Origin of the sequence: Marinobacterium aestuarii, from assembly GCF_001651805.1 — a bacterium.
GTDB classification, from domain to species: domain Bacteria; phylum Pseudomonadota; class Gammaproteobacteria; order Pseudomonadales; family Balneatricaceae; genus Marinobacterium_A; species Marinobacterium_A aestuarii.
This window is the reverse complement of the sequence record NZ_CP015839.1, coordinates 2191621-2211221: the sequence shown is the minus strand read 5'-3', so window position 1 is coordinate 2211221 and position 19601 is coordinate 2191621. Positions and strand designations below refer to the sequence as shown.

Genomic DNA, 19601 nt, shown 5'->3' with positions numbered 1-19601 from the left:
AGCCATAACATCTAATAAGGATTCAGACATGCCGACTCCAACACTGAAAATCGGTCTGATCGGTACCGGCTTCATGGGCCAGGCCCATGCCGACGCCTATAGCCGCGCCGCCATGCTGTACCCCAATCTGCCTGCGATACCCCAGGTTTTTGCCGTAGCCGATACAACTCAGGCACTGGCCGACAAAGCCGCCAGGCGCTTTGGTGCCACCAGGGCCTATGATAACTGGCGCGCGCTGATCGACGACCCTGAAGTCGAGGTGGTGGACATCACCACCCCCAATACGCTGCACTTTGAGATGGCGATGGCGGCCATCAAAGCCGGCAAGCATCTGTACTGCGAAAAGCCCATGTCGGTCACACTCAGCGAAGCCCGGCAGATGACTGAAGCGGCCAGGATCAAGGGCGTAAAAACCTATGTCGCCTTTAATAACATCAAGACCCCGGCCGCGATGCTGGCCAAACAGCTGATCGAGCGCGGCGATATAGGCACACCCATTCGCTTTCGCGGCACCTTCGACCAGGGCTTTTTCTGTGATCCTGAGCTGCCCTGGTCCTGGCGTTGTTCACGCACCCAAGCCGGCTCCGGTTCCCTGGGCGACCTGGGATCCCACGTTATCAGCGTCGCCCAGTATCTGATGGGCGGCATTGAGCGCGTGTGCGCCCAGTCCCAGACCTTCTTCCCAAGCCGGCCCGTGCCCAGCAGCGGATCGGGCTATGGCAGCAAGCTGGATGCCGCCCAGGCTGAAATGCGCGAGGTCGAAAACGAGGACCAGCTGCAATGCCTGGTGCAGTTCGACTCAGGTGCCGGTGGCGTTATCGAATCGTCCCGCGTGGCCGCCGGCAAGATCTTCGGCATGTCTTGGGAGATTACCGGTACCCAGGGCACCCTGAGTAACGACGGCGAGCGCTTCAACGAGCTGCAGCTGTTCCGCTTCAACGATCCCAAAGCGGATCGCGGCTTCAAGACCCTCTATGCCGGCTCTCAGGTACCGCAGTACTCGGCGTTCTTTGGGTTCGATTTCGGAGGCGGCGGGCTCGGCTACTTCGATATCAAGGTGATTGAGGTGCATGACCTGGTCATGGGCATCACCGGTGCCGGCGACTGCTATCCGAATTTCGACTTCGGTCTGCAAAACCAGAAAATCATCGAGGCGATGGAGCAATCCATTGCGCAGGACGGCTGGACGACGGTGGAATAACCCCCTGCCCTGCGCCGGTCGGTTACTGGCCGGCCGGATCAATAACCACAACGATTAGCGGAGCGCGTCATCATGAAAACCCAATTGAATTTCGGCATCATCGGCAGCGGCTATATGGGCAAGGCCTACGCCGTCGCCCTCAAGGCGCTGCCGGCCGTATTTCCACTCTCAGCCGAGCCTGTATGCGACATGCTGGCCACATCGGATGCGCAAGGCGCCGCCCAAAGCGCCCGGGCACTGGGCTTTAGACGTTCAACCGGCGACTGGCGCGAACTGGTCACGGACCCCGCCATCGATGTGGTCGGCATCTGTTCGCCCACCTACCTGCACAAGGAGATGGCGCTGGCCGCCATTGCGGCGGGCAAGCATGTCATCTGCGAAAAGCCGCTGTCACTGTCTGCCAGCGATGCCCAGGAAATGGCCGACGCGGCCACCCAAGCCGGCGTCTGTACTCTGGTGGGCTTCAATTACATGAAGAACCCCGCCACAGCACTGGCGAAACAACTGATCGAATCCGGCGAGATCGGCGACATCATCCACTTTCGCGGCACCCACAACGAAGACTTCCTGATGGATCCGACGCTGCCGATGAGCTGGCGCCTGAAACGGGAATTCGCCAGCTCCGCCGGGGCCCTGGGGGATATCGCCTCCCATATCATCAATATGGCCCACTATCTCTGCGGCCCGGTGGCCGAAGTCGTGGGCGACAGTCAGATCATCCACCCCAAACGTCCCAACGCCAACGGCGAGCTCGAAGCGGTGGAGAATGACGATCAGACCAGTTTTTTACTGACGTTTGCCAGTGGCGTGCAGGGATCCATCGAAGCCAGCCGCGTGGCCGCCGGGCGCAAGATGGGGCTGACCTACGAAATCATCGGCACCCAGGGCAGCCTCTACTTTGACCAGGAGCGTCTGGCCGAGCTGCAGTACTTTTCCGCCAGAGACCCGGCCCACCTGCAGGGTTTCAGAACTATCCTGATAGGCCCGGAGCATCCCGACTACCGACACTTCTGTATCGGCACCGGCCACGGCTTTGGCTTCAACGACATGATCATGGTCGAGATGCGCGATCTTATCGAGGGTATTGGTGGCACAAGGACACTCTGGCCATCCTTCACCGACGCCGTGCACAGCGCCCAGGTGGTAGAGGCCGTGATGCGCTCGCAACAGGATCGCACCTGGGTCGCCGTCAGCCCAGCGGCGCCGGCCCCATGATCCGGCTGGCCCTGTTCGGCGCCGGGCGCATCGGCCAGGTTCATGCCTTCAACGCCGCCGCGCAGCAAGGCGTCTGCCTGAAATATCTGGTTGATCCGGTGACGTCGACCGCGCGTCAGCAACTGGCCGAACGCACAGGCGCACGTATCGTCGAAGCTGAGACCGTGTTTAGCGACCCGTCGGTTGATGGTGTGATCATTGCCAGCTCAACAGATACTCACGCCGACTTGCTGCTGCGGGCAGCCGACGCCGGCAAGGCTGTCTTCTGCGAAAAGCCGGTGGCGCTGGATTTTGCCTATGTCACCGACATTGTCCGCAAGGTCGAAGCCTCGGGCATTGCATGTATGCTTGGGTTTCAGCGGCGTTACGACCCCGATTTCAGACACGTCAGGGAGCGAATAGCACAGGGGCTGGCCGGGACACTTGAACATATCATCATGACTACACGCGATCCCGCGCCCCCACCCATCGATTATGTGCAGCGCTCGGGCGGGCTTTTCCTGGATCAGGCGATCCATGATTTCGATATGGCGCGCTATCTGCTTGGTGAGGAAATCAGCCGCGTTTATGCCGTGGGCGGCTGCCTGATCGACCCGGCCATAGGTGCAGCCGGCGATATCGACACCGCCATGATTACGCTAACGTCCCGCTCCGGGCGCTTCGTCCAGATGAATAACTGCCGCCGTGCGGCCTTCGGCTACGATCAGCGTCTGGAGGCCGTATGCAGTAAAGAAGTACTGTCACTGGGCAACAGCTTGCAAAACAACCTGACCATTGGCGATGCCCGGGGCTTCACCCGCTCGCCGCCGCAAAACTATTTTATCGAACGCTTTGCGATGGCCTACCGCCTGGAAATGGCCGCCTTTGTTGCACGGCTGCGCAACGGCGAGACGCCGCTGGCCGGTATCAGGGACGGCCTTGAAGCCCAGCGCCTGGCCGAGGCCGCACGGGAATCCCATCGCACCGGCCTGCCGGTGGACATTGCGCCGCACTGAAGGCTCCGCACTGAAAAGCACCACAGGAACAGGCACCGGCTGGCATGGCAATGCCAAGGCGAACCTTCAGGCCGCCGGCCAGATCTGGCGAATGCGGTTGTCGATGGCCTGGCCCCAGTAACTCTCGGCCGGTGTCCGCCAGCATTCGCGGTGCAGCCAGGCGAGGCTTTCGCGGTCGGTCAGCAGCAGGTTCTTTTCTGCCCGATTAAGGTTTTCAGGCCCCAGCTCCAGGCATCGGCTGCGCAGCTGCTTGAGTCGCTGATGCTTGGCGCCCCCGCCGTGGGAACGTGCCGTGGCCTGATGCACCCGGTTCATCACCGGGTCCAGCACCGCCCGCACCACGGCGGATTCACCAAACTCCGGCAGTATCTGATGGCTGTTGAGGTCTTCCAGCAATTCGGAACCCTGCTGCTCCTCCGCCACCATCAGGATGCGCTTGCGACGCAACGCCTGACCAATGCCCACCTTGCTCAGCAGCACCGAGGTGGGCGCCGCCAGAATCAGCGGCAGCGCCACCGGCAATGACCAGAAGAAGAACATCGGGTCCAGCCACCAGGCAAAACCCGCCCAGATCCCCGCCAGAATGGAGCCCGGCGCCTGATTGAGCAGCGCATCAATCCAGCGGGTTTCATCGCTGCGGTTCTGCCCGGCCCAGTTGAGTGTCACATTAAACAGCGCTTCCAGCACATAGCGGGTATGGGCCAGCATGCGGATGGGCGCAAGCAGGGCCGACACCAGTATTTCGGTGACGATACTCAGCAACAGACTGAAAAAACCGCCGTGAACCCGACGCCGGCCACTGAGCAATACATCCACAATGGCCAGCAGCTTGGGGAAGAACAACAGAAACACCACGCTGCTCGCCAGCCCAATGGCCCACTCGGGGTGCCATTCGGGCCAGAGCGGAAAGGGGCTGTACTGCAACGGAAAATAGTTCGTCGGCCAGAGCACCAGCCGGGTCGTCTCGATGGTGGTCAGTACCAGGAAGGCGAACCACAGCGGTGAAGCCAGGTACGACAGAATGCCGTTCAGAAACGCCATACGGTGCGCCATGCGCAGGCGCGGCTCGAACAGCATCAGCCACAGGTGCTGCAGATTGCCCTTGGACCAGCGCTTGTCGCGGGTCAACTCATCCACCAGGCTCGGCGGCGATTCTTCGTAGGTATGACTGAGCTCAGGTTCCAGCCAGACTTCATAGCCTGCGCGGCCCATAAAGGCCGCCTCGACAAAGTCGTGGCTCGCGATAGGCCCGCTGAACAGACCCGGTCCGCGCAGATGCGGCAGGCCGCAATGACGCATAAAGGGCGCTACCCGGATAATGGCGTTGTGGCCCCAGAAGGCCGCCTCGCCCAGCTGCATGGCAGCAAGACCAGTACTGAACAGCGGCCCGTACACCTGATTGGCAAACTGCTGTACGCGGGCAAACAGCGACTGGGCGTTAATGATCGTCGGGCAGCTCTGCAAGATGCCGATGTTGGGCTCGCGCTGCATCAGGCGCACCATTTTCAGCAGGGTGTCGCCGCCCATCAGGCTGTCGGCGTCCATCACCGCCATATACTCGTAAGAGCGACCCCAGCGGCGCAGGAAGTCCGCCACATTGCCGCTCTTGTAGTTCATGTTCAGGGTGCGACGACGATAGAACAGGCGCCCGTGGGCGCCCAGCTCGTCGCACAGCTGCTGCCAGGCGGCCTGCTCGGACAGCCAGACATCGGGCTCCCGGCTGTCGGACAGAATAAAGAAATCAAAATGTTCGATCTGACCGCTGTTTTCCAGCGAGCGGTAGATGGTGCGCAGGCCCCCCAAGGTGCGGTTGACCGGCTCATTGTAGATGGGCATGACGATGGCGGTGCGCGCCAGCGGCGTGTCCAGCAGTACGGTGTCGGGGTGACGGCGCAGCAGCGACTTGGGGTCTCCCCCGAGCCGGCGCAGCCAGAAACCGTAGAGACCAATCCAGAAGCCTACCGTGATCCAGGTGAACAGCAGTGTGAACAGACCTATCAGGGCCTGTTCCAGCAGGTTGCCACCGTGGTACGGCAGCACGGACGCCATGTAATAGGCCCCCACCAGCGCCTGGGCAACCACCAGCAGGGTCAGCACCCCGCGGCGCAGCAGCACCCGTGCACGCCAGGGGGTTGCAGCAGATGCAGCAAGAGTACTGGTTGGCGCTGATTGAGCCGTCATCCCTTGTCTCCGTAACCGATACTGCCGCGCACAATCACCGGTGCCACCGGCGGCAGCGGCCGTTGCGGCAGATCAAAGCGCCGTGGCAGCTCATCCATGACCCAGGCCATCAGGTCCGGTTGCCCGGACTGCAAACCTTCCTCGATCAACTTGAAGGCGATCAGGGTTTGGGCATCGGTGAGCTCTGCCCCGGTACCGGCCATATACTCCAGCACGCGGGACAGGGCGTGCTCCCCCAGGGTGTGCGCCATGAATTACTCCGCGGCCCGAATATCGTTGCTGGCCGGCAGCCGGTAGGCCCAGGTCTCGGTCAGGGTTTCGTCACCGATACTGAGGAACGCCCGCAGCGACAGCGATTTCTTGGCCGCAGGGCGCGCCAGAATAGACAGCCTCCAGCTTTTGAGCGCTTCGTTGTATTCCACAAAGTGCTCCAGTACCTCACCGCCATCCAGCGCGGTAACGTGGCTCAGAATCGGTGCCCGCGGACGCTGCTTGTCGAGCAGGCCACCGCCAAAATCCACCAGCACACGGTAGGCGCCAGGGGCATTACCGCCACCGACAACATTGCCGTCACCGACGAAGCTGTTCTGAACCTTGCCCATGGGGTTGCCACCAAGTTCTGCGCCACCGAACTGTACCTCATAGCTGTAGTCCAGGGACTTGCCGGCCTGCACCTTGTCCTGCGGACGCCAGAAGGCAACGATGTTGTCGTTGGTCTCGTTGGTGGTGGGCAGCTGCACCAGTACTACCTGGCCCGGGCCCCAGTCACCCTCGGTCAGCACCCAGCTGCTGGGGCGCAGTTCGTAACGCGCCTGCAGATCCTGGTAGTCGGAGAATTGATTGTCGCGCTGCAGCAGACCAAAGCCACGCACGTTTTCGGTCATCAGGTAGTCCATTTCCAGCTCATTCGGGTTCAACAGCGGCCGCCAGGTCCATTCGCCACTGCCGCCGTTCAGTACCTGCAGACCATCGGAATCATGCACCTGGGAGCGCCATTCACCGCGTGGACGGCCAGAGTTCTCACCGTAATAGAACATGCTGGTGAGCGGGGCTACACCCAGCAGTTCGATATCGGCACGGGGAAACAGGCGTGACTTGACCTTCAGTCGCGTCGTCTTGCCTGGGTACACGGTAAATTCGTAGGCGCCGGACGCACTCTCGCCATCCAGCAGGCCGTAGAAGGTCATGGCATGGGCATCGGGGGACGGTCGTTCCAGCCAGAATTCGACGAAGGATGGAAACTCCTCGCCACGGGACAGACCGGTATCGATGGCCAGGCCACGGGCCGAGATACCAAAGGTGTTGTCACGCCCTACACCACGGAAATAGCTGGCGCCGGCGAACACCATGAACTGATTGCGTTCCTTCTCGCCCTTGAGCGGATAGGTCAGCTTGAAACCGGCATAGCCAAGGTTGGCCGGCACGCGCTTGGCGACTTCCGGGTCGGCAAAGTTGAAGTCGGTTTTGCGAAACGGCACCGTGTGGCTGCCTTGCGCATCAATGACGTTCATTTTCACCGCATGACGGTAAAACAGGCCCGGCGGCACCATCATGACCTGAAAGCGTGAACTGCTTTCGCTCCACAGACTTTTGTCCGGATTGAAACGGATATTCTGGTAATCGTCGTAGCTCAGCGTTTGCATGAACTTAGGGATGGCCGCGGGCGCCTCGTAGGGCTTGGCAGCGAGCGCACGGGCCTTTTCAGCCACGTCATCAAAACCGAAAGCCGCCAGTACCGTCACTGGAAAAAAGGCACCCAGCAGTGCCAGGGCAGACAAAATCTTCTGCACTCTCGTACTCCAATCAAAGATTATCCCGCAAGCGGGTTTAATAAGGATATTGCGACAAATTCAGGCCGACTTATTACACCAAAAACGCGGCACACGCTAGCACTCTCAACCTGAATAGCGGCTGAGCCTGCATTAGATGAGCTCTTTGCCAAGGCAGCCATAACGGAAACGCTTTCAACAGCTCCCTGGCCCCCCGAAATGCAGACTATGGCAGCCCCGCGTTTGGCTTTAGCGGCATGAATTTCAGCAACCCCGTCGTCACAGTCTGACCATGATAGCGCAGTTGGCCCGGCACAGTGCGCTAAGCACGGCCAAGAAGCGAGGAAAGTGCTTGATCCGCAAGGCGATACAGGTTGTTTGGGTGCTCGAACAGGCGATACAGGTGCTGCTAATGGGGCAACCCTTGCGCTCGACACTCAGCAGGAAAAGCTGCTTGTGCCTCAATGCCAGGCGCTCTGGTGCGTCCCTTGGGCCAAACCTCTGCCTTCATACACGACGCCCTGTTAGCCGGCCGAACCACGCCCGCCCAGGATACTGAACTGATCGGACTATACGGACCCTGAGCGCTACCAGGGCTCCCATAAAAAACCGCCGTACTCCCCTGAGGAACACGACGGTTGATTTGACTCAGGCTTGCTCGGAGAGCCCCGCCCAGATGCCGATCAGAAGGCATCCTCTGGCAGGTCGAGCAGGGTATTGGCGCTGTCCAGCAGCGTCGCCGCCAGGCCTTCATTGCGCGGCAGTATACGGCGGAAATAAAAGCGCGCAGTGCTGAGCTTGGCGCCATAAAAAGCGGTTTCAGTGCTGCCCGCGGCCAGCGCCTGCTGCGCCTTGACCGCACTCAAGGCCCAGATATAGGCCAGCACCGTGTAACCGCTGTACATCATGTAATCGAAGGCGGCGGCGCCCAGCTGGGCCGGATCTGCGCCGATCTCGGTGATCAGTTGCCCGGTCAGACTGTTCCAGCGCTGCAGCTGGCGCTCCAGCTCGACAATCAGCTCAGCCAGCTCTGCGTTATTGCGCTCGGATTCGATAAAGGCCTGCACCTCGTCCGCAAAGCCCCGCTGCAGCGCGCCCTTGCTGCCGTTGACCTTGCGCCCCAGCAGATCCAGTGCCTGAATGCCGTTGGTGCCCTCGTAAATGGGGGCGATGCGGGCGTCGCGCAGAATCTGCTCCATGCCCCACTCGGCGATGTAGCCATGGCCACCGAAAACCTGAATTCCCAGACTCGCGGCCTCGACGCCAGCTTCGGTCAGAAAACCCTTGGCAATGGGAATCAGCAGCGCAAGACGCTCTTGGGCGCGCTGGCGCTCGGCCTGATCTTCGGCCCCGTGGGCCAGGTCAACCAGCTGGGCACAGAGGTAACTGAAGGCACGGCCACCCTCGGCAAAGGCTTTCTGGGTCAGCAGCATGCGCCGCACATCGGCGTGCACAATAATGGGATCGGCGCTCTTTTCAGGCGCAGCAACACCGCGCAGCGAGCGCATCTGCAGCCGGTCTTTGGCGTATGCCAGGGCGCCCTGGTACGAGAGCTCGGCATGGCAGATGCCCTGCTGGGCAATAAAGAGCCTGGCGTTGTTCATAAAGGTAAACATGCAGGCCAGGCCACGGTTCGGCTCACCGAGCAAAAAGCCCCGGGCGCCGTCGAAATTCATCACGCAGGTGGCGTTGCCGTGGATGCCCATCTTGTGTTCCAGCGAGCCACAGCCCAGGGAATTGGCCTCACCGAGACTGCCATCATCATTCACTGCAAAACGCGGTACCAGAAACAGCGAGATGCCCTTGTTACCCGCAGGGGCATCGGGCAGGCGCGCCAGTACTATATGCAGGATATTTTCCGCCATATCGTGCTCGCCGGCGGAAATGAAAATCTTGGTGCCGCTGATGCTGTAGCTGCCGTCCTCGTTGGGTTCTGCCCGGGTGCGCAGCAGGGCCAGATCAGAACCCGCCTGGGGTTCAGTCAGGCACATGGTGCCCGTCCAGCGACCTTCAACCAGCGGCGGCAGATAGCGGTCACGCAACGCCTCTGTGGCATGGGTCATGAGTGTCGCCATGGCGCCGTGGGACAGGCCCGGATACATGGTCCAGGACCAGTTGGCGCTGCCGTTGATTTCCGCGACTATGGTGGCCAGCGAGTCCGGCAACCCCTGACCGCCAAAGGCCTGCGCCTGCGCCAGCGATGGCCAGCCACCCTCGATATAGCGCGCATAGGCCTCCTTGAATCCCTCAGGCGTTTCCACTCCGGACTCACCCAGGCGACAGCCCTGATCACCCGTCTGATTCAGCGGCGAGAGCACCTGGGAGGCAAACTTGCCGGCTTCCTCGAGAATGGCATCCACCATATCCATGCTGGCGTCTTCCGCGCCAGGCAGCCTTTGATAGTGACCGTCAAAATCCAGCAGTTCCTGCATCGCAAAACGAATATCGCGCAGCGGGGCTTTGTACTCGGGCATTGGGGTAACCTCTTGCATCAGTCCTAAAGTGAAACGCGCGCTATCCCTGACAGAATCAGCCACTGCTCGAGCTTCGCAGCTCCGCGACCGAGGCACGGCAACCGCACACTCGACCTTGGTTGCAGCCGCAGACACACAGGATATGCACCGTCAAAACATAGCAAACAGTGTGGTTAATCAGCGCTTTAGCGGCAATAACAAATACAGTCGAATAATTGACATTAACGGCCAGGGGCAGGCGCAGGCTATTGCAGACAGGGCCGCCGCCAGACGCTATGCTTATTGACACAAAGGCGCACCGCCAGGCCCTGCAATACCCATCCGACCTCAGCTCAACCAAAGAAGGCAACACTCCCATGCTGGTGACTTTTAGCTCAGACGCCCACGCCGACATTACCCTCTTTGGCACTGAAGCCCTGCAACTGATTCGCATGATGGGCCGCACCGATACGGTGCCAGGCGCTGTGCTGGCGGACGATGTACCCGCCGCCCTGGCAAGGCTGAAACAGGCGCTCAAAAACGCTCCTGCGGCCGCGGACGAGACTGCGGACAACGAAGACGACGACGAGGAAGACAAGGTGCCGCTGGCAACCCGTGCCTTTGCACTGCTGCAGCTGCTGCAGGCCGCCGTCGACCACAAGGCCGATGTGATGTGGCGACATTGAACAGCAGCGCTTAAGTACTGCAGCGCCTGGATCAGGCATCAAACAGCTCGTCGATGGCGCAGATTTCACCGCAGCGACTGGGTGAATACCCCGGCAGGGCCGACACCGCCTGCCTGAAGGCTTCACTTTCCATCAGGCCGATCAGGCGCTGCAGCTTGGGATCATTCAGCGACTGCTTGTGGCACACCATCAGATAATGCTCGGTGGCCAGGGGTACAAAACCAAGCCCGAACTGGCGTGCCGCCGCCTCGACACCAAAGCCCACATCGGCCATGCCGGCAGCGATATAGGCCGCCACCGCCGAGTGGGTATATTCCTCCAGCTCATAACCTTTGATTTTTCGCACCGATAATCCGGCATCGCGCAGCAAGCCATCGAGCAGCGCCCGGGTGCCTGAATCCCTCTGGCGGTTGATAAAACGCACATCGGTCCGCAGCAGATCATTCAGCCCCTCGATCCCTCTTGGATTGTCCGGTTTGATCATCAGCCCCTGGCAACGGGTAATAAAACGGATGATGCGGTGGCTGCGGGGCTTGAGCAACCGGCGATAATTTTTCATCAGCGGCCCGCTGATCGCCGCCGTGGGCACATGGAACCCGGCCACATCACAGGCACCGCGATTGAGTGCCGCCAGCGCCTCCTGCGGACTGCAGTACTGCAGATCCAGTTGCAAATCCGCAGCGAAGCGCGGCAGCAGCGCCACCGCATAACCGTGGCTGGCATAGAGCCGCAACACCGGCTTTACCCCTTCGAGCAGCTGCTGAATTTCCAGATTCAGTTCAGAGCCCAGGCTTTCGAGCTGCGGCCCCAGGCGCGCAGCCACGCGCTGCTCGGCCCAGAGTAGCTTTTCGCCCAGGGGCGACAGCCAGGCGCCGCGACCTTTTTGCATATCCACCAGGGCGACACCGAAAAAGTCCGCCCACTTGTTTAGCAGGTTCCAGGCATGACGATAGGAAATGCCCACATCCGCCGCCGCCACCGTCAGCTTGCCGCTTTGATGCACGGCATTGAGCAGACCAAACAGCTGGGGGTCGAGTCGATTGCCCGCTTCATCGGTAAATGACCAGGCCGGTGTTATCTGTATTTTTTTCATATGAACTTTATTTCATATTTCGTGTTTAACGCAGCAATGCTAAGTTTGCCGCATCCTAAATGGAAACATAATCATAAAATATGCACCAAGGTGCATATATAACGATAAGAGCCCAGGTGAATGCAATGAGCGGCCTCCCCCAGTGGACCCCCGAGTTGATCCAAGCAGAAATCGACGCCCTGAAACACAAGCCCGGCGCCCTGCTGCCCATTCTGCACGCGATTCAGGACAGGTTCGGCTATGTGCCCACCGAGGCCGTGCCCCAGATCGGTGATGCGCTCAATCAGACCCGCGCCGAAATACATGGTGTCATCAGCTTCTACCACCACTTTCGCACCAGCGAACCTGGCAGCCACACACTGCAGATCTGCCGGGCCGAGGCCTGCCAGTCCATGGGATCACGCGCTCTGGAGGCCCACGCCAAGGCCAGCCTGAACGTCGACTACCATGGCACCACGGCGGACCGTGAAATCACCCTGGAGCCGGTCTACTGCCTGGGCAATTGCGCCTGCGCGCCCTCGGTGCGCATCGGTGATGACATCCACGGCCGCGTCTCGCCAGAAAAATTCGACCGCCTGGTAAGCCGCCTGACGACCCGTGCCCTGGAGCTGAAATAATGACTACACGTATTTTTGTCCCCTGCGATACAACAGCACTGGCCATGGGCGCCGACGCCGTTGCTGCCGAAATTGCACGCCAGGCCAAGACCCGCGGCGCCCAGATTGAAATCATCCGCAATGGCTCCCGTGGCCTGTTCTGGCTTGAGCCTCTGGTGGAAGTCGAGACAGCCGCCGGTCGCATCGGTTTTGGCCCGGTAGAGGTCGACGACATCGCCGCCCTGGTGGAGGCGGGTTTGTTTGAAGGCGCCGCTGAACATCCCCTGGCCCTGGGCCTGGTGGAAGAAATTCCGTTCCTGAAAAACCAGCAGCGCCTGACCTTCGCCCGCTCCGGCATCACGGACCCGGTGTCTGTCGAAGACTACCTGGCACTGGATGGTTTTCGCGGCCTGGAAAAAGCCCTGCAGCTGAACAATCAAGAGATCGTTGATGAGATCAAGGTGTCTGGCCTGCGCGGACGCGGCGGTGCGGCCTTCCCCACCGGCATCAAGTGGCAGACGGTACTCAACGCGCCAGCCGAGCAGAAGTACATCGTCTGCAACGCCGACGAAGGTGACTCAGGTACCTTCGCCGACCGCATGGTGATGGAGTGCGATCCCTACATGCTGATCGAAGGCATGGCCATCGCGGGTCTCGCCGTCGATGCGACCCAGGGCTACATCTACCTGAGATCCGAGTACCCGGTGGCCCACCGGCTGATGAATCTGGCCATCGAGCGCGCCTATGCCGCCGGCTACCTGGGCGACAACCTGATGGGCAGCGGCCGCCGCTTTGACCTGGAAGTGCGTCTGGGGGCCGGTGCCTACATCTGCGGCGAAGAAACCTCCCTGCTCGAAAGCCTTGAAGGCAAGCGCGGCCTGGTGCGCGCCAAGCCGCCGCTGCCGGCCATTGTCGGCCTCTTCGGCCAGCCCACCGTGGTCAACAACGTGCTGTCGCTGGCCGCCGTGCCCTTCATCATGCACAAGGGTGGCGAAACCTATGCCAGCTACGGCATGGGCCGCTCCCTCGGTACCCTGCCGATGCAGCTGGCCGGCAACGTCAAGCGCGGCGGCCTGATCGAACTGGCCTTTGGCGCCACCCTGCGCCAGCTGATGGAAGACTTCGGCGGCGGCACTTTCTCGGGTCGTACGCTACGCGCGGTGCAGGTCGGCGGCCCCCTGGGGGCCTACCTGCCGGAAAGCCAGTGGGATACACCGCTGGACTATGAATCCTTTGCCGCCGTGGGTGCGGTACTGGGCCATGGCGGCGTGGTGATGTTCGACGATACTGTAGACATGGGTGAGCAGGCGCGATTCTCGATGGAGTTCTGTGTCGTCGAATCCTGCGGCAAGTGCACCCCCTGTCGCATCGGCTCCACCCGTGGCGTTGAGGTTATCGACCGCATCCGCGCCAATGAAAATCGCGAGGCCAATCTCGAACTGCTGGCCGATCTGTGCGACACCATGGTCGACGGCTCCCTCTGCGCCATGGGCGGCATGACGCCGTTCCCGGTACAGAGCGTGATGAAATACTTCCCTGAAGACCTGCAGCGCTAAGCTGGGCGGAGACTAGAATCATGTTGCAACATTTTGATCCCAGCAAAGGCTCTGCATACAAGGGCTCTCCAGACAAGGACTACGGCACCCCGGCGCGCCTGTCCGAGACCCTGGTAACCCTCGATATCGACGGCGTTCAGATCACCGTGCCCGAGGGTACTTCGGTGATGCGCGCCGCCGCATTGCACGACATCAACATTCCCAAGCTCTGCGCCTCCGACAACCTGGAAGCCTTTGGTTCCTGTCGCCTGTGCGCGGTGCAGATCGAGGGGCGTCGCGGCTATCCGGCGTCCTGCACCACCCCGGCCGAAGCCGGCATGAAGATCACCACCCAGAACGGCAAGCTGGCCAAGCTGCGTCGCAATATCATGGAGCTGTACATCTCCGATCACCCGCTGGACTGCCTGACCTGCCCGGCCAACGGTGACTGCGAACTGCAGGACATGGCCGGCGCCGTGGGTCTGCGGGATGTGCGCTACGGCTTTGACGGTGAAAACCACCTGGACGCCGAAACCGACAGCTCCAACCCCTACTTCAGCTTCGACGCCAGCAAGTGCATCGTCTGCTCGCGCTGCGTCCGGGCCTGTGAAGAAGTCCAGGGCACCTTCGCCCTGACCATCGGAGGCCGCGGTTTCGACTCCAAGGTCGTCGCCGGTCAGGGCGATAATTTCATGAATTCGGATTGCGTCTCTTGCGGCGCCTGCGTCCAGGCTTGCCCCACCTCCACGCTGATGGAGAAGAGCGTTATAGACGCCGGCCAGCCGGAACACAGTGTCGTCACCACCTGCGCCTACTGCGGTGTCGGCTGCTCCTTCAAGGCCGAAATGAAGGGTGACCAGGTCATCCGCATGGTCCCCTACAAGGGCGGTGACGCCAACCACGGCCACTCCTGCGTCAAGGGACGTTTCGCCTTTGGTTACGCCACCCACGCCGACCGCATCAAGCAGCCAATGATCCGTGATTCCATCGACCAGCCCTGGCGCGAAGTCAGCTGGGAAGACGCCATCGGCTTTGCTGCCCGGCGCCTGAAGGAAACTCAGGCCAAGTACGGTCGTGAAAGCATCGGCGGCATCACCTCCTCGCGCTGCACCAACGAAGAAACCTACCTGGTACAGAAACTGGTACGGGCAGGCTTTAGAAACAACAACACCGACACCTGTGCCCGTGTATGCCACTCGCCCACCGGTTTCGGCCTCAAGGCAACCCTGGGCGAATCCGCCGGTACCCAGACCTTCGACTCGGTGATGCAGTCCGATGTCATCATCGTCATAGGCGCCAACCCCACCGACGCCCACCCGGTATTCGGCTCACTGATGCGCCGTCGCCTGCGTGAAGGCGCCGAGCTGATCGTGGCCGACCCGCGCCGCATAGACCTGCTGAAAACGCCGCACCTCAAAGATGCCCAGCATCTGGCGCTGCGCCCCGGCACCAACGTCGCCCTGATCAATGCCCTGGCCCACGTCATCATGGACGAAGGTCTGGAAGACACCGACTTTATCGCCAGCCGCTGCGACGACAAGGGCTATCAGGCCTGGCGCGCCTTTATCAGCGATGCGCGTCACTCCCCCGAGCAAATGGAAGCGGTCACAGGCGTGAACGCCGACATGGTTCGCCGTGCGGCACGCACCTATGCCAAGGCTCCCAATGGCGCCATCTACTACGGTCTGGGCGTCACCGAGCACAGCCAGGGTTCCACCATGGTCATGGGCATCGCCAACCTGGCGCTGGCCACCGGCAATATCGGCCGTGAAGGCGTGGGCGTAAACCCGCTGCGCGGCCAGAACAACGTGCAGGGTTCCTGCGACATGGGCTCCTTCCCCCACGAACTGCCGGGCTACCAGCATGTGTCCGACGATGTCGCCCGTGCCCGCTTCGAGCAGGTCTGGGGTGTAACGCTCGACGACGAACCTGGGCTGCGCATTCCCAACATGTTCGACTCGGCCATCGCCGGCACCTTCAAGGCACTTTATGTGCAGGGCGAAGACATCGCCCAGTCCGACCCCAACACGCACCACGTTGAGGCCGCACTCAAGTCACTGGACTGCCTGATCGTGCAGGATATCTTCCTTAACGAAACCGCCAAGTACGCCCATGTGCTGCTGCCGGGCTCCTCCTTCCTGGAGAAAAACGGCACCTTCACCAACGCGGAACGACGCATCAACCGCGTGCGCAAGGTCATGCCCGCCGTCGCCGGCAAGGAAGACTGGGAAGTGACCCAGGACCTGGCCAATGCCCTGGGCTACCCGATGAACTACAGCCACCCGTCCGAGATCATGGACGAGATCGCCAGCCTGACCCCGACCTTTACCGGCGTCAGCTACGACCGACTGGAAGAGCTCGGCAGCATCCAGTGGCCCTGCAACGAGCAGCACCCAGACGGCATGCCCACCATGCACGTGGAGGACTTCCCCATCGGCCGTGGTCAGTTTGCCATCACCGAATACGTCGCCACCGAGGAGCGCACCAACCGTCGCTTCCCGCTGCTGCTGACCACCGGTCGCATACTGTCGCAGTACAACGTGGGTGCCCAGACGCGGCGCACCGACAACCAGGTCTGGCACGACGAGGACGTACTGGAAGTGCATCCCTCCGACGCCGAACTGCGGGGCATCAAGGATGGCGACTGGCTCGGCATTTCCAGCCGCGCAGGCCAAACGGTACTGCGCGCCCGCATCAGCGAGCGCATGCTGCCGGGCGTGGTCTACACCACCTTCCATCACCCGGGCAGTGGCGCCAACGTCATCACCACCGACAGCTCCGACTGGGCCACCAACTGTCCGGAGTACAAGGTGACCGCGGTGCAGGTCGAGAAGGTCAGCCAGCCGTCTGAATGGCAGAAGAACTTCCGCTCCTTCGAAAAGCTGCAACACCAGCTGCTCAAGGGTGATGCCGCAACGCTCGCCAACGGCAACGGAGCCGGCTGATGGGCAGCAACGCCCGCGGCAGCTGCGAGATCCCCGGCAGCGTTGCAGCAACCGTGGACATTCGTACGCCTCAGCGGCCGGACTCTGTGGGCAGCAGCGCGGCCGAAAGAGCCGCGCAGCAGGCCACGGACTGCATCGCAGAGGAAGTGCCGGTGGCGCTGGTCTTCAACGGCATTTCCCATGCCGTGATGATGACCAGCCCCATGGATCTGGAGGACTTCGCCCTGGGCTTTAGCCTCACCGAAGCTATTCTGCAGCACCCCGCTGAGCTGTACGACGTCGAGGTGGTGCAGGAAGAGCGCGGTATCAGCGTGCAGATGCAGATCAGCGCCCAGCGCCTGGCGCAGCTGAAACAGCAGCGGCGTAACCTCACCGGACGCACCGGCTGTGGCCTCTGCGGCACCGAATCCCTCGAACAGGCGATTAGGCCCGTACCCCAGGTGCAGGCGCCGCCACTGTCGGATCAGGCCATTCAGCGCGCCCTTGGCGCCCTGCAGCAGCATCAGCCGCTGCAGGGGCTGACCGGTGCCAGCCACGGCGCGGCCTGGTGCAACGGCGACGGCGACATCCTGCTGGCGCGGGAAGATGTCGGGCGGCACAACGCCCTCGACAAGCTGATTGGCGCCCTGGTGCGGGCAGAACTGCCCCGCGACGGCGGTTTTGCGCTGGTTTCCAGCCGGGCCAGCTACGAGATGGTGCAAAAAACCTGCAGCGCCGGCATTGGCGCCCTGGTGGCGGTATCCGCCCCCACCGCGCTGGCCATTGAACAGGCACGCCTGGGCGGCCTGATGCTGGTAGGTTTCGCCAGGCCCGGGCGACACGTGATTTATCATCCTGGTAACCCAGGCCAACAGGATAACAACCCTCATTCGGTCAACACCGCCCGCGCGGCGGGTTAAGGACAGAGTCCATGAACCAGCTCGATACCCTGATCCACATGGCGAATCAGATCGCCGACAACAACAGCCACTACGGCACCCAGGAAGAGGCGGCCATACGCGTGGCGGCCCACCTGAAGAAATTCTGGGCGCGCAGCATGAAGCAGCAGATCATCGCCTACCTGCAGCAAGACGGCAGCAACCTGACCCCGCTGGCCCAGACCGCCATCACCCAGATGCAGGCCAGCCTGCGCCCGGAACCCGCGAATCTCTGCGACTAACGACGGGGAAAGATCGGAAAAAGCCCTGTATTTTCTGTTAATTTTGACGATAATAGCCGCTCACTGCAGGATCGCAGGACTCTAGAATCAGGATGATTCAACCAATTCCCTCTATCGGCCACGCCTACCACAGCACCGATTACGATTCTGCGTTATGCTTTTCGCAATCAGGTGCCCGGACTATTGCCAGTCTGATCACTGCACGATTGCGGAGCTTTCACCTTCTCGCTGTCGTCCAGATCACTGGTGCGGGGCTGAATATAGGGAACGTTTGAGGTGATTCCATACATGAGCGGAATTGATTCCAGCTATGCCGTTGTCTGTAACCCCAGTATTGAATTCTGGGTTATTGAATACACCTGGGACAACGAGGCCAATGAGATCGGCCACACTTCTCAACACCCGCTCATCGGTTTCGCCTACGGCGGCAATCGCACCCTGGCGCTGACCCCCATGGGCAGCTACCGCGTACTGGGAGCCTGCCCGGAGCTCTCATCCCAGGGCGGCTTCTACCGCCTGGAACCCACCCGCGCCGACACCCTGGTGTATCTTGTACGCACTACCCGCAGCCAGGCGCTGGAGTCTATAGTGGAACGCGAATTCATGGCCTTTAGCCGCCGCTAGCAAAGCCCTGTCACAGCACCCAAACAAAACACGCACGACAAAAAACGCGCAGGCCCGGGGCCTGCGCGTTTTACCTTTGGGTAACGCCCAGATGGGCTATTTGCGCAACGCCCGGCCATGGAAGACATAGCCGATCAGGTTCATCAATACCTGGGCGGCCAGAATGCTGGTCGAGCCGGTCTGGTCATAGTCCGGCGCCACTTCGCACAGATCAATGCCCACCACGTCACCGCTGAGCGCCACGCCCTGCAGAATTTCCATCACCTCGTAATACTGAAAGCCACCGTGGCTGGGCGTACCTGTGCCCGGCGCAATTGACGGGTCGAAACCGTCAATATCGATGGTGATGTAGTAATTCACGCCCTTGGGAATCAGCGCCAGCACCCCTTCTGCCCCCAGACGGCGCACATCACGCACCGACAGTATGGTGGAGCCCACCGCCTCGGCCGCCTTGTGATCGGCCCGGTTGGACGAGGATACGTTGCGGATCCCCAGCTGGGTCATGCCGGTCACAAAGTCCTGCTCCGAGGCGCGTCTAATCGGATTGCCGTGGCCAAAGCGCACACCGTGGCGCTCGTCGACAAAATCCAGATGCGCATCGATTTGAATGATATGAAGGGGCCCGCGGCCCTCGAAAGCGCGGATGCAGGGCGCATTCACCGAATGGTCACCGCCGACAACTACCGGCAAGACACCGGCATCCAGCATTTTGCGCACGCCATATTCGATATTGGCATGGCTCTTCTCGGTGTTGGTGTGCACCATGTCGGCATCACCAATATCGACAATATCCACCCCTTCCAGGTACATCACATCGTCTTCGTAGGAATAGGCGCCGCCGTGGCCAAAGGAAAACAGCGTCGAGGCTTCACGGATGGAACGCGGCCCCATGCGTGCACCTGAGCGCCACTGGGTACCGCAATCAAAGGGCGCGCCCATAAAGGCCACATCCGCCTTGATGTTGTCCCAGTCTTCGCAGGTGCGATTCTTGCCAAAGGTGCAGAAACCAACAAAGGGCAGATTCAGCCGGCCTTTTTCGTAAGCATTTTCACTCATTATTGTTCTCCTCGACCCAGGCGGGCTTTTTGCGCCCGGCCCGGTCATTTATCTAGAAAATTCAGCGCCTGTTCGCGAACAGCGAGAAAGCGG

16 protein-coding genes are annotated in these 19601 nt (G+C 61.1%); 10 read left to right on the top strand and 6 right to left on the bottom strand.

Annotation, left to right across the window (positions count from 1 at the left end):
- Positions 1-28 precede the first annotated feature (28 nt).
- The 3 genes from A8C75_RS09755 (at position 29) to iolG (ending at position 3411) form a co-directional block, all read left to right on the top strand.
- Positions 29-1201, top strand: coding sequence for a Gfo/Idh/MocA family protein (locus tag A8C75_RS09755; protein WP_067381358.1), 1173 nt, complete (start codon positions 29-31; stop codon positions 1199-1201).
- Between the two features lie 72 nt (positions 1202-1273).
- Positions 1274-2416, top strand: coding sequence for a Gfo/Idh/MocA family protein (locus A8C75_RS09750; protein WP_067381355.1), 1143 nt, complete (start codon positions 1274-1276; stop codon positions 2414-2416).
- The gene (gene iolG / locus A8C75_RS09745) at positions 2413-3411 is read left to right on the top strand and encodes an inositol 2-dehydrogenase (protein ID WP_067381352.1); all 999 of its coding nucleotides are present in this window, start codon (positions 2413-2415) and stop codon (positions 3409-3411) included. Before A8C75_RS09750 ends, iolG begins: the two co-directional genes overlap by 4 nt.
- A 66-nt stretch (positions 3412-3477) precedes the next feature.
- Here the strand turns inward: iolG and mdoH are convergent, their stop codons facing one another.
- The 4 genes from mdoH to A8C75_RS09725 all read right to left on the bottom strand — a co-directional run bounded on the left by mdoH (position 3478) and on the right by A8C75_RS09725 (position 9835).
- Positions 3478-5592, bottom strand: a complete 2115-nt coding sequence (mdoH, locus tag A8C75_RS09740; RefSeq protein WP_084783924.1) for a glucans biosynthesis glucosyltransferase MdoH — start codon at positions 5590-5592, stop codon at positions 3478-3480.
- On the bottom strand, positions 5589-5843 hold the full coding sequence (locus A8C75_RS09735; protein ID WP_067381349.1) for a hypothetical protein: 255 nt from the start codon (positions 5841-5843) through the stop codon (positions 5589-5591). Before A8C75_RS09735 ends, mdoH begins: the two co-directional genes overlap by 4 nt.
- A gap of 3 nt (positions 5844-5846) precedes the next feature.
- Positions 5847-7382: a glucan biosynthesis protein G gene (locus A8C75_RS09730; RefSeq protein WP_227819877.1), complete on the bottom strand. Its 1536-nt coding sequence runs from the start codon at positions 7380-7382 to the stop codon at positions 5847-5849.
- 662 nt (positions 7383-8044) lie between these two features.
- A complete protein-coding gene (locus A8C75_RS09725) occupies positions 8045-9835 on the bottom strand; it encodes an acyl-CoA dehydrogenase C-terminal domain-containing protein (protein ID WP_067381343.1) in 1791 nt (596 codons plus the stop codon).
- Between the two features lie 275 nt (positions 9836-10110).
- Between A8C75_RS09725 and A8C75_RS09720 the strand changes: the two genes are divergently transcribed.
- On the top strand, positions 10111-10500 hold the full coding sequence (locus A8C75_RS09720) for a DUF1840 domain-containing protein (RefSeq protein ID WP_227819876.1): 390 nt from the start codon (positions 10111-10113) through the stop codon (positions 10498-10500).
- Between the two features lie 31 nt (positions 10501-10531).
- On the opposite strand, the gene A8C75_RS09715 is transcribed toward A8C75_RS09720, so the two are convergent.
- A complete protein-coding gene (locus tag A8C75_RS09715; RefSeq protein ID WP_067381340.1) occupies positions 10532-11593 on the bottom strand; it encodes a substrate-binding domain-containing protein in 1062 nt (353 codons plus the stop codon).
- Between the two features lie 125 nt (positions 11594-11718).
- Between A8C75_RS09715 and A8C75_RS09710 the strand changes: the two genes are divergently transcribed.
- The 6 genes from A8C75_RS09710 (at position 11719) to A8C75_RS09685 (ending at position 18452) form a co-directional block, all read left to right on the top strand.
- Complete coding sequence (locus tag A8C75_RS09710; protein WP_067381337.1) at positions 11719-12210, top strand: formate dehydrogenase subunit gamma; 492 nt, start codon at positions 11719-11721, stop codon at positions 12208-12210.
- The gene (locus A8C75_RS09705) at positions 12210-13745 is read left to right on the top strand and encodes a formate dehydrogenase beta subunit (protein WP_067381335.1); all 1536 of its coding nucleotides are present in this window, start codon (positions 12210-12212) and stop codon (positions 13743-13745) included. Before A8C75_RS09710 ends, A8C75_RS09705 begins: the two co-directional genes overlap by 1 nt.
- A 20-nt stretch (positions 13746-13765) precedes the next feature.
- The gene (gene fdhF / locus A8C75_RS09700) at positions 13766-16669 is read left to right on the top strand and encodes a formate dehydrogenase subunit alpha (protein ID WP_067381333.1); all 2904 of its coding nucleotides are present in this window, start codon (positions 13766-13768) and stop codon (positions 16667-16669) included.
- On the top strand, positions 16669-17568 hold the full coding sequence (fdhD, locus tag A8C75_RS09695; RefSeq protein WP_084783923.1) for a formate dehydrogenase accessory sulfurtransferase FdhD: 900 nt from the start codon (positions 16669-16671) through the stop codon (positions 17566-17568). The genes fdhF and fdhD overlap by 1 nt, the downstream gene beginning before the upstream one ends.
- 11 nt (positions 17569-17579) lie before the next feature.
- Complete coding sequence (locus A8C75_RS09690; protein WP_067381330.1) at positions 17580-17828, top strand: formate dehydrogenase subunit delta; 249 nt, start codon at positions 17580-17582, stop codon at positions 17826-17828.
- Positions 17829-18116: 288 nt separating this feature from the next.
- On the top strand, positions 18117-18452 hold the full coding sequence (locus A8C75_RS09685; RefSeq protein ID WP_067381327.1) for a hypothetical protein: 336 nt from the start codon (positions 18117-18119) through the stop codon (positions 18450-18452).
- 96 nt (positions 18453-18548) lie between these two features.
- On the opposite strand, the gene A8C75_RS09680 is transcribed toward A8C75_RS09685, so the two are convergent.
- Positions 18549-19508 carry an agmatinase gene (locus A8C75_RS09680; protein WP_067381324.1) on the bottom strand — a complete coding sequence of 320 codons (960 nt, stop codon included), beginning with the start codon at positions 19506-19508 and terminating at the stop codon, positions 18549-18551.
- Between the last annotated feature and the right edge of the window lie 93 nt (positions 19509-19601).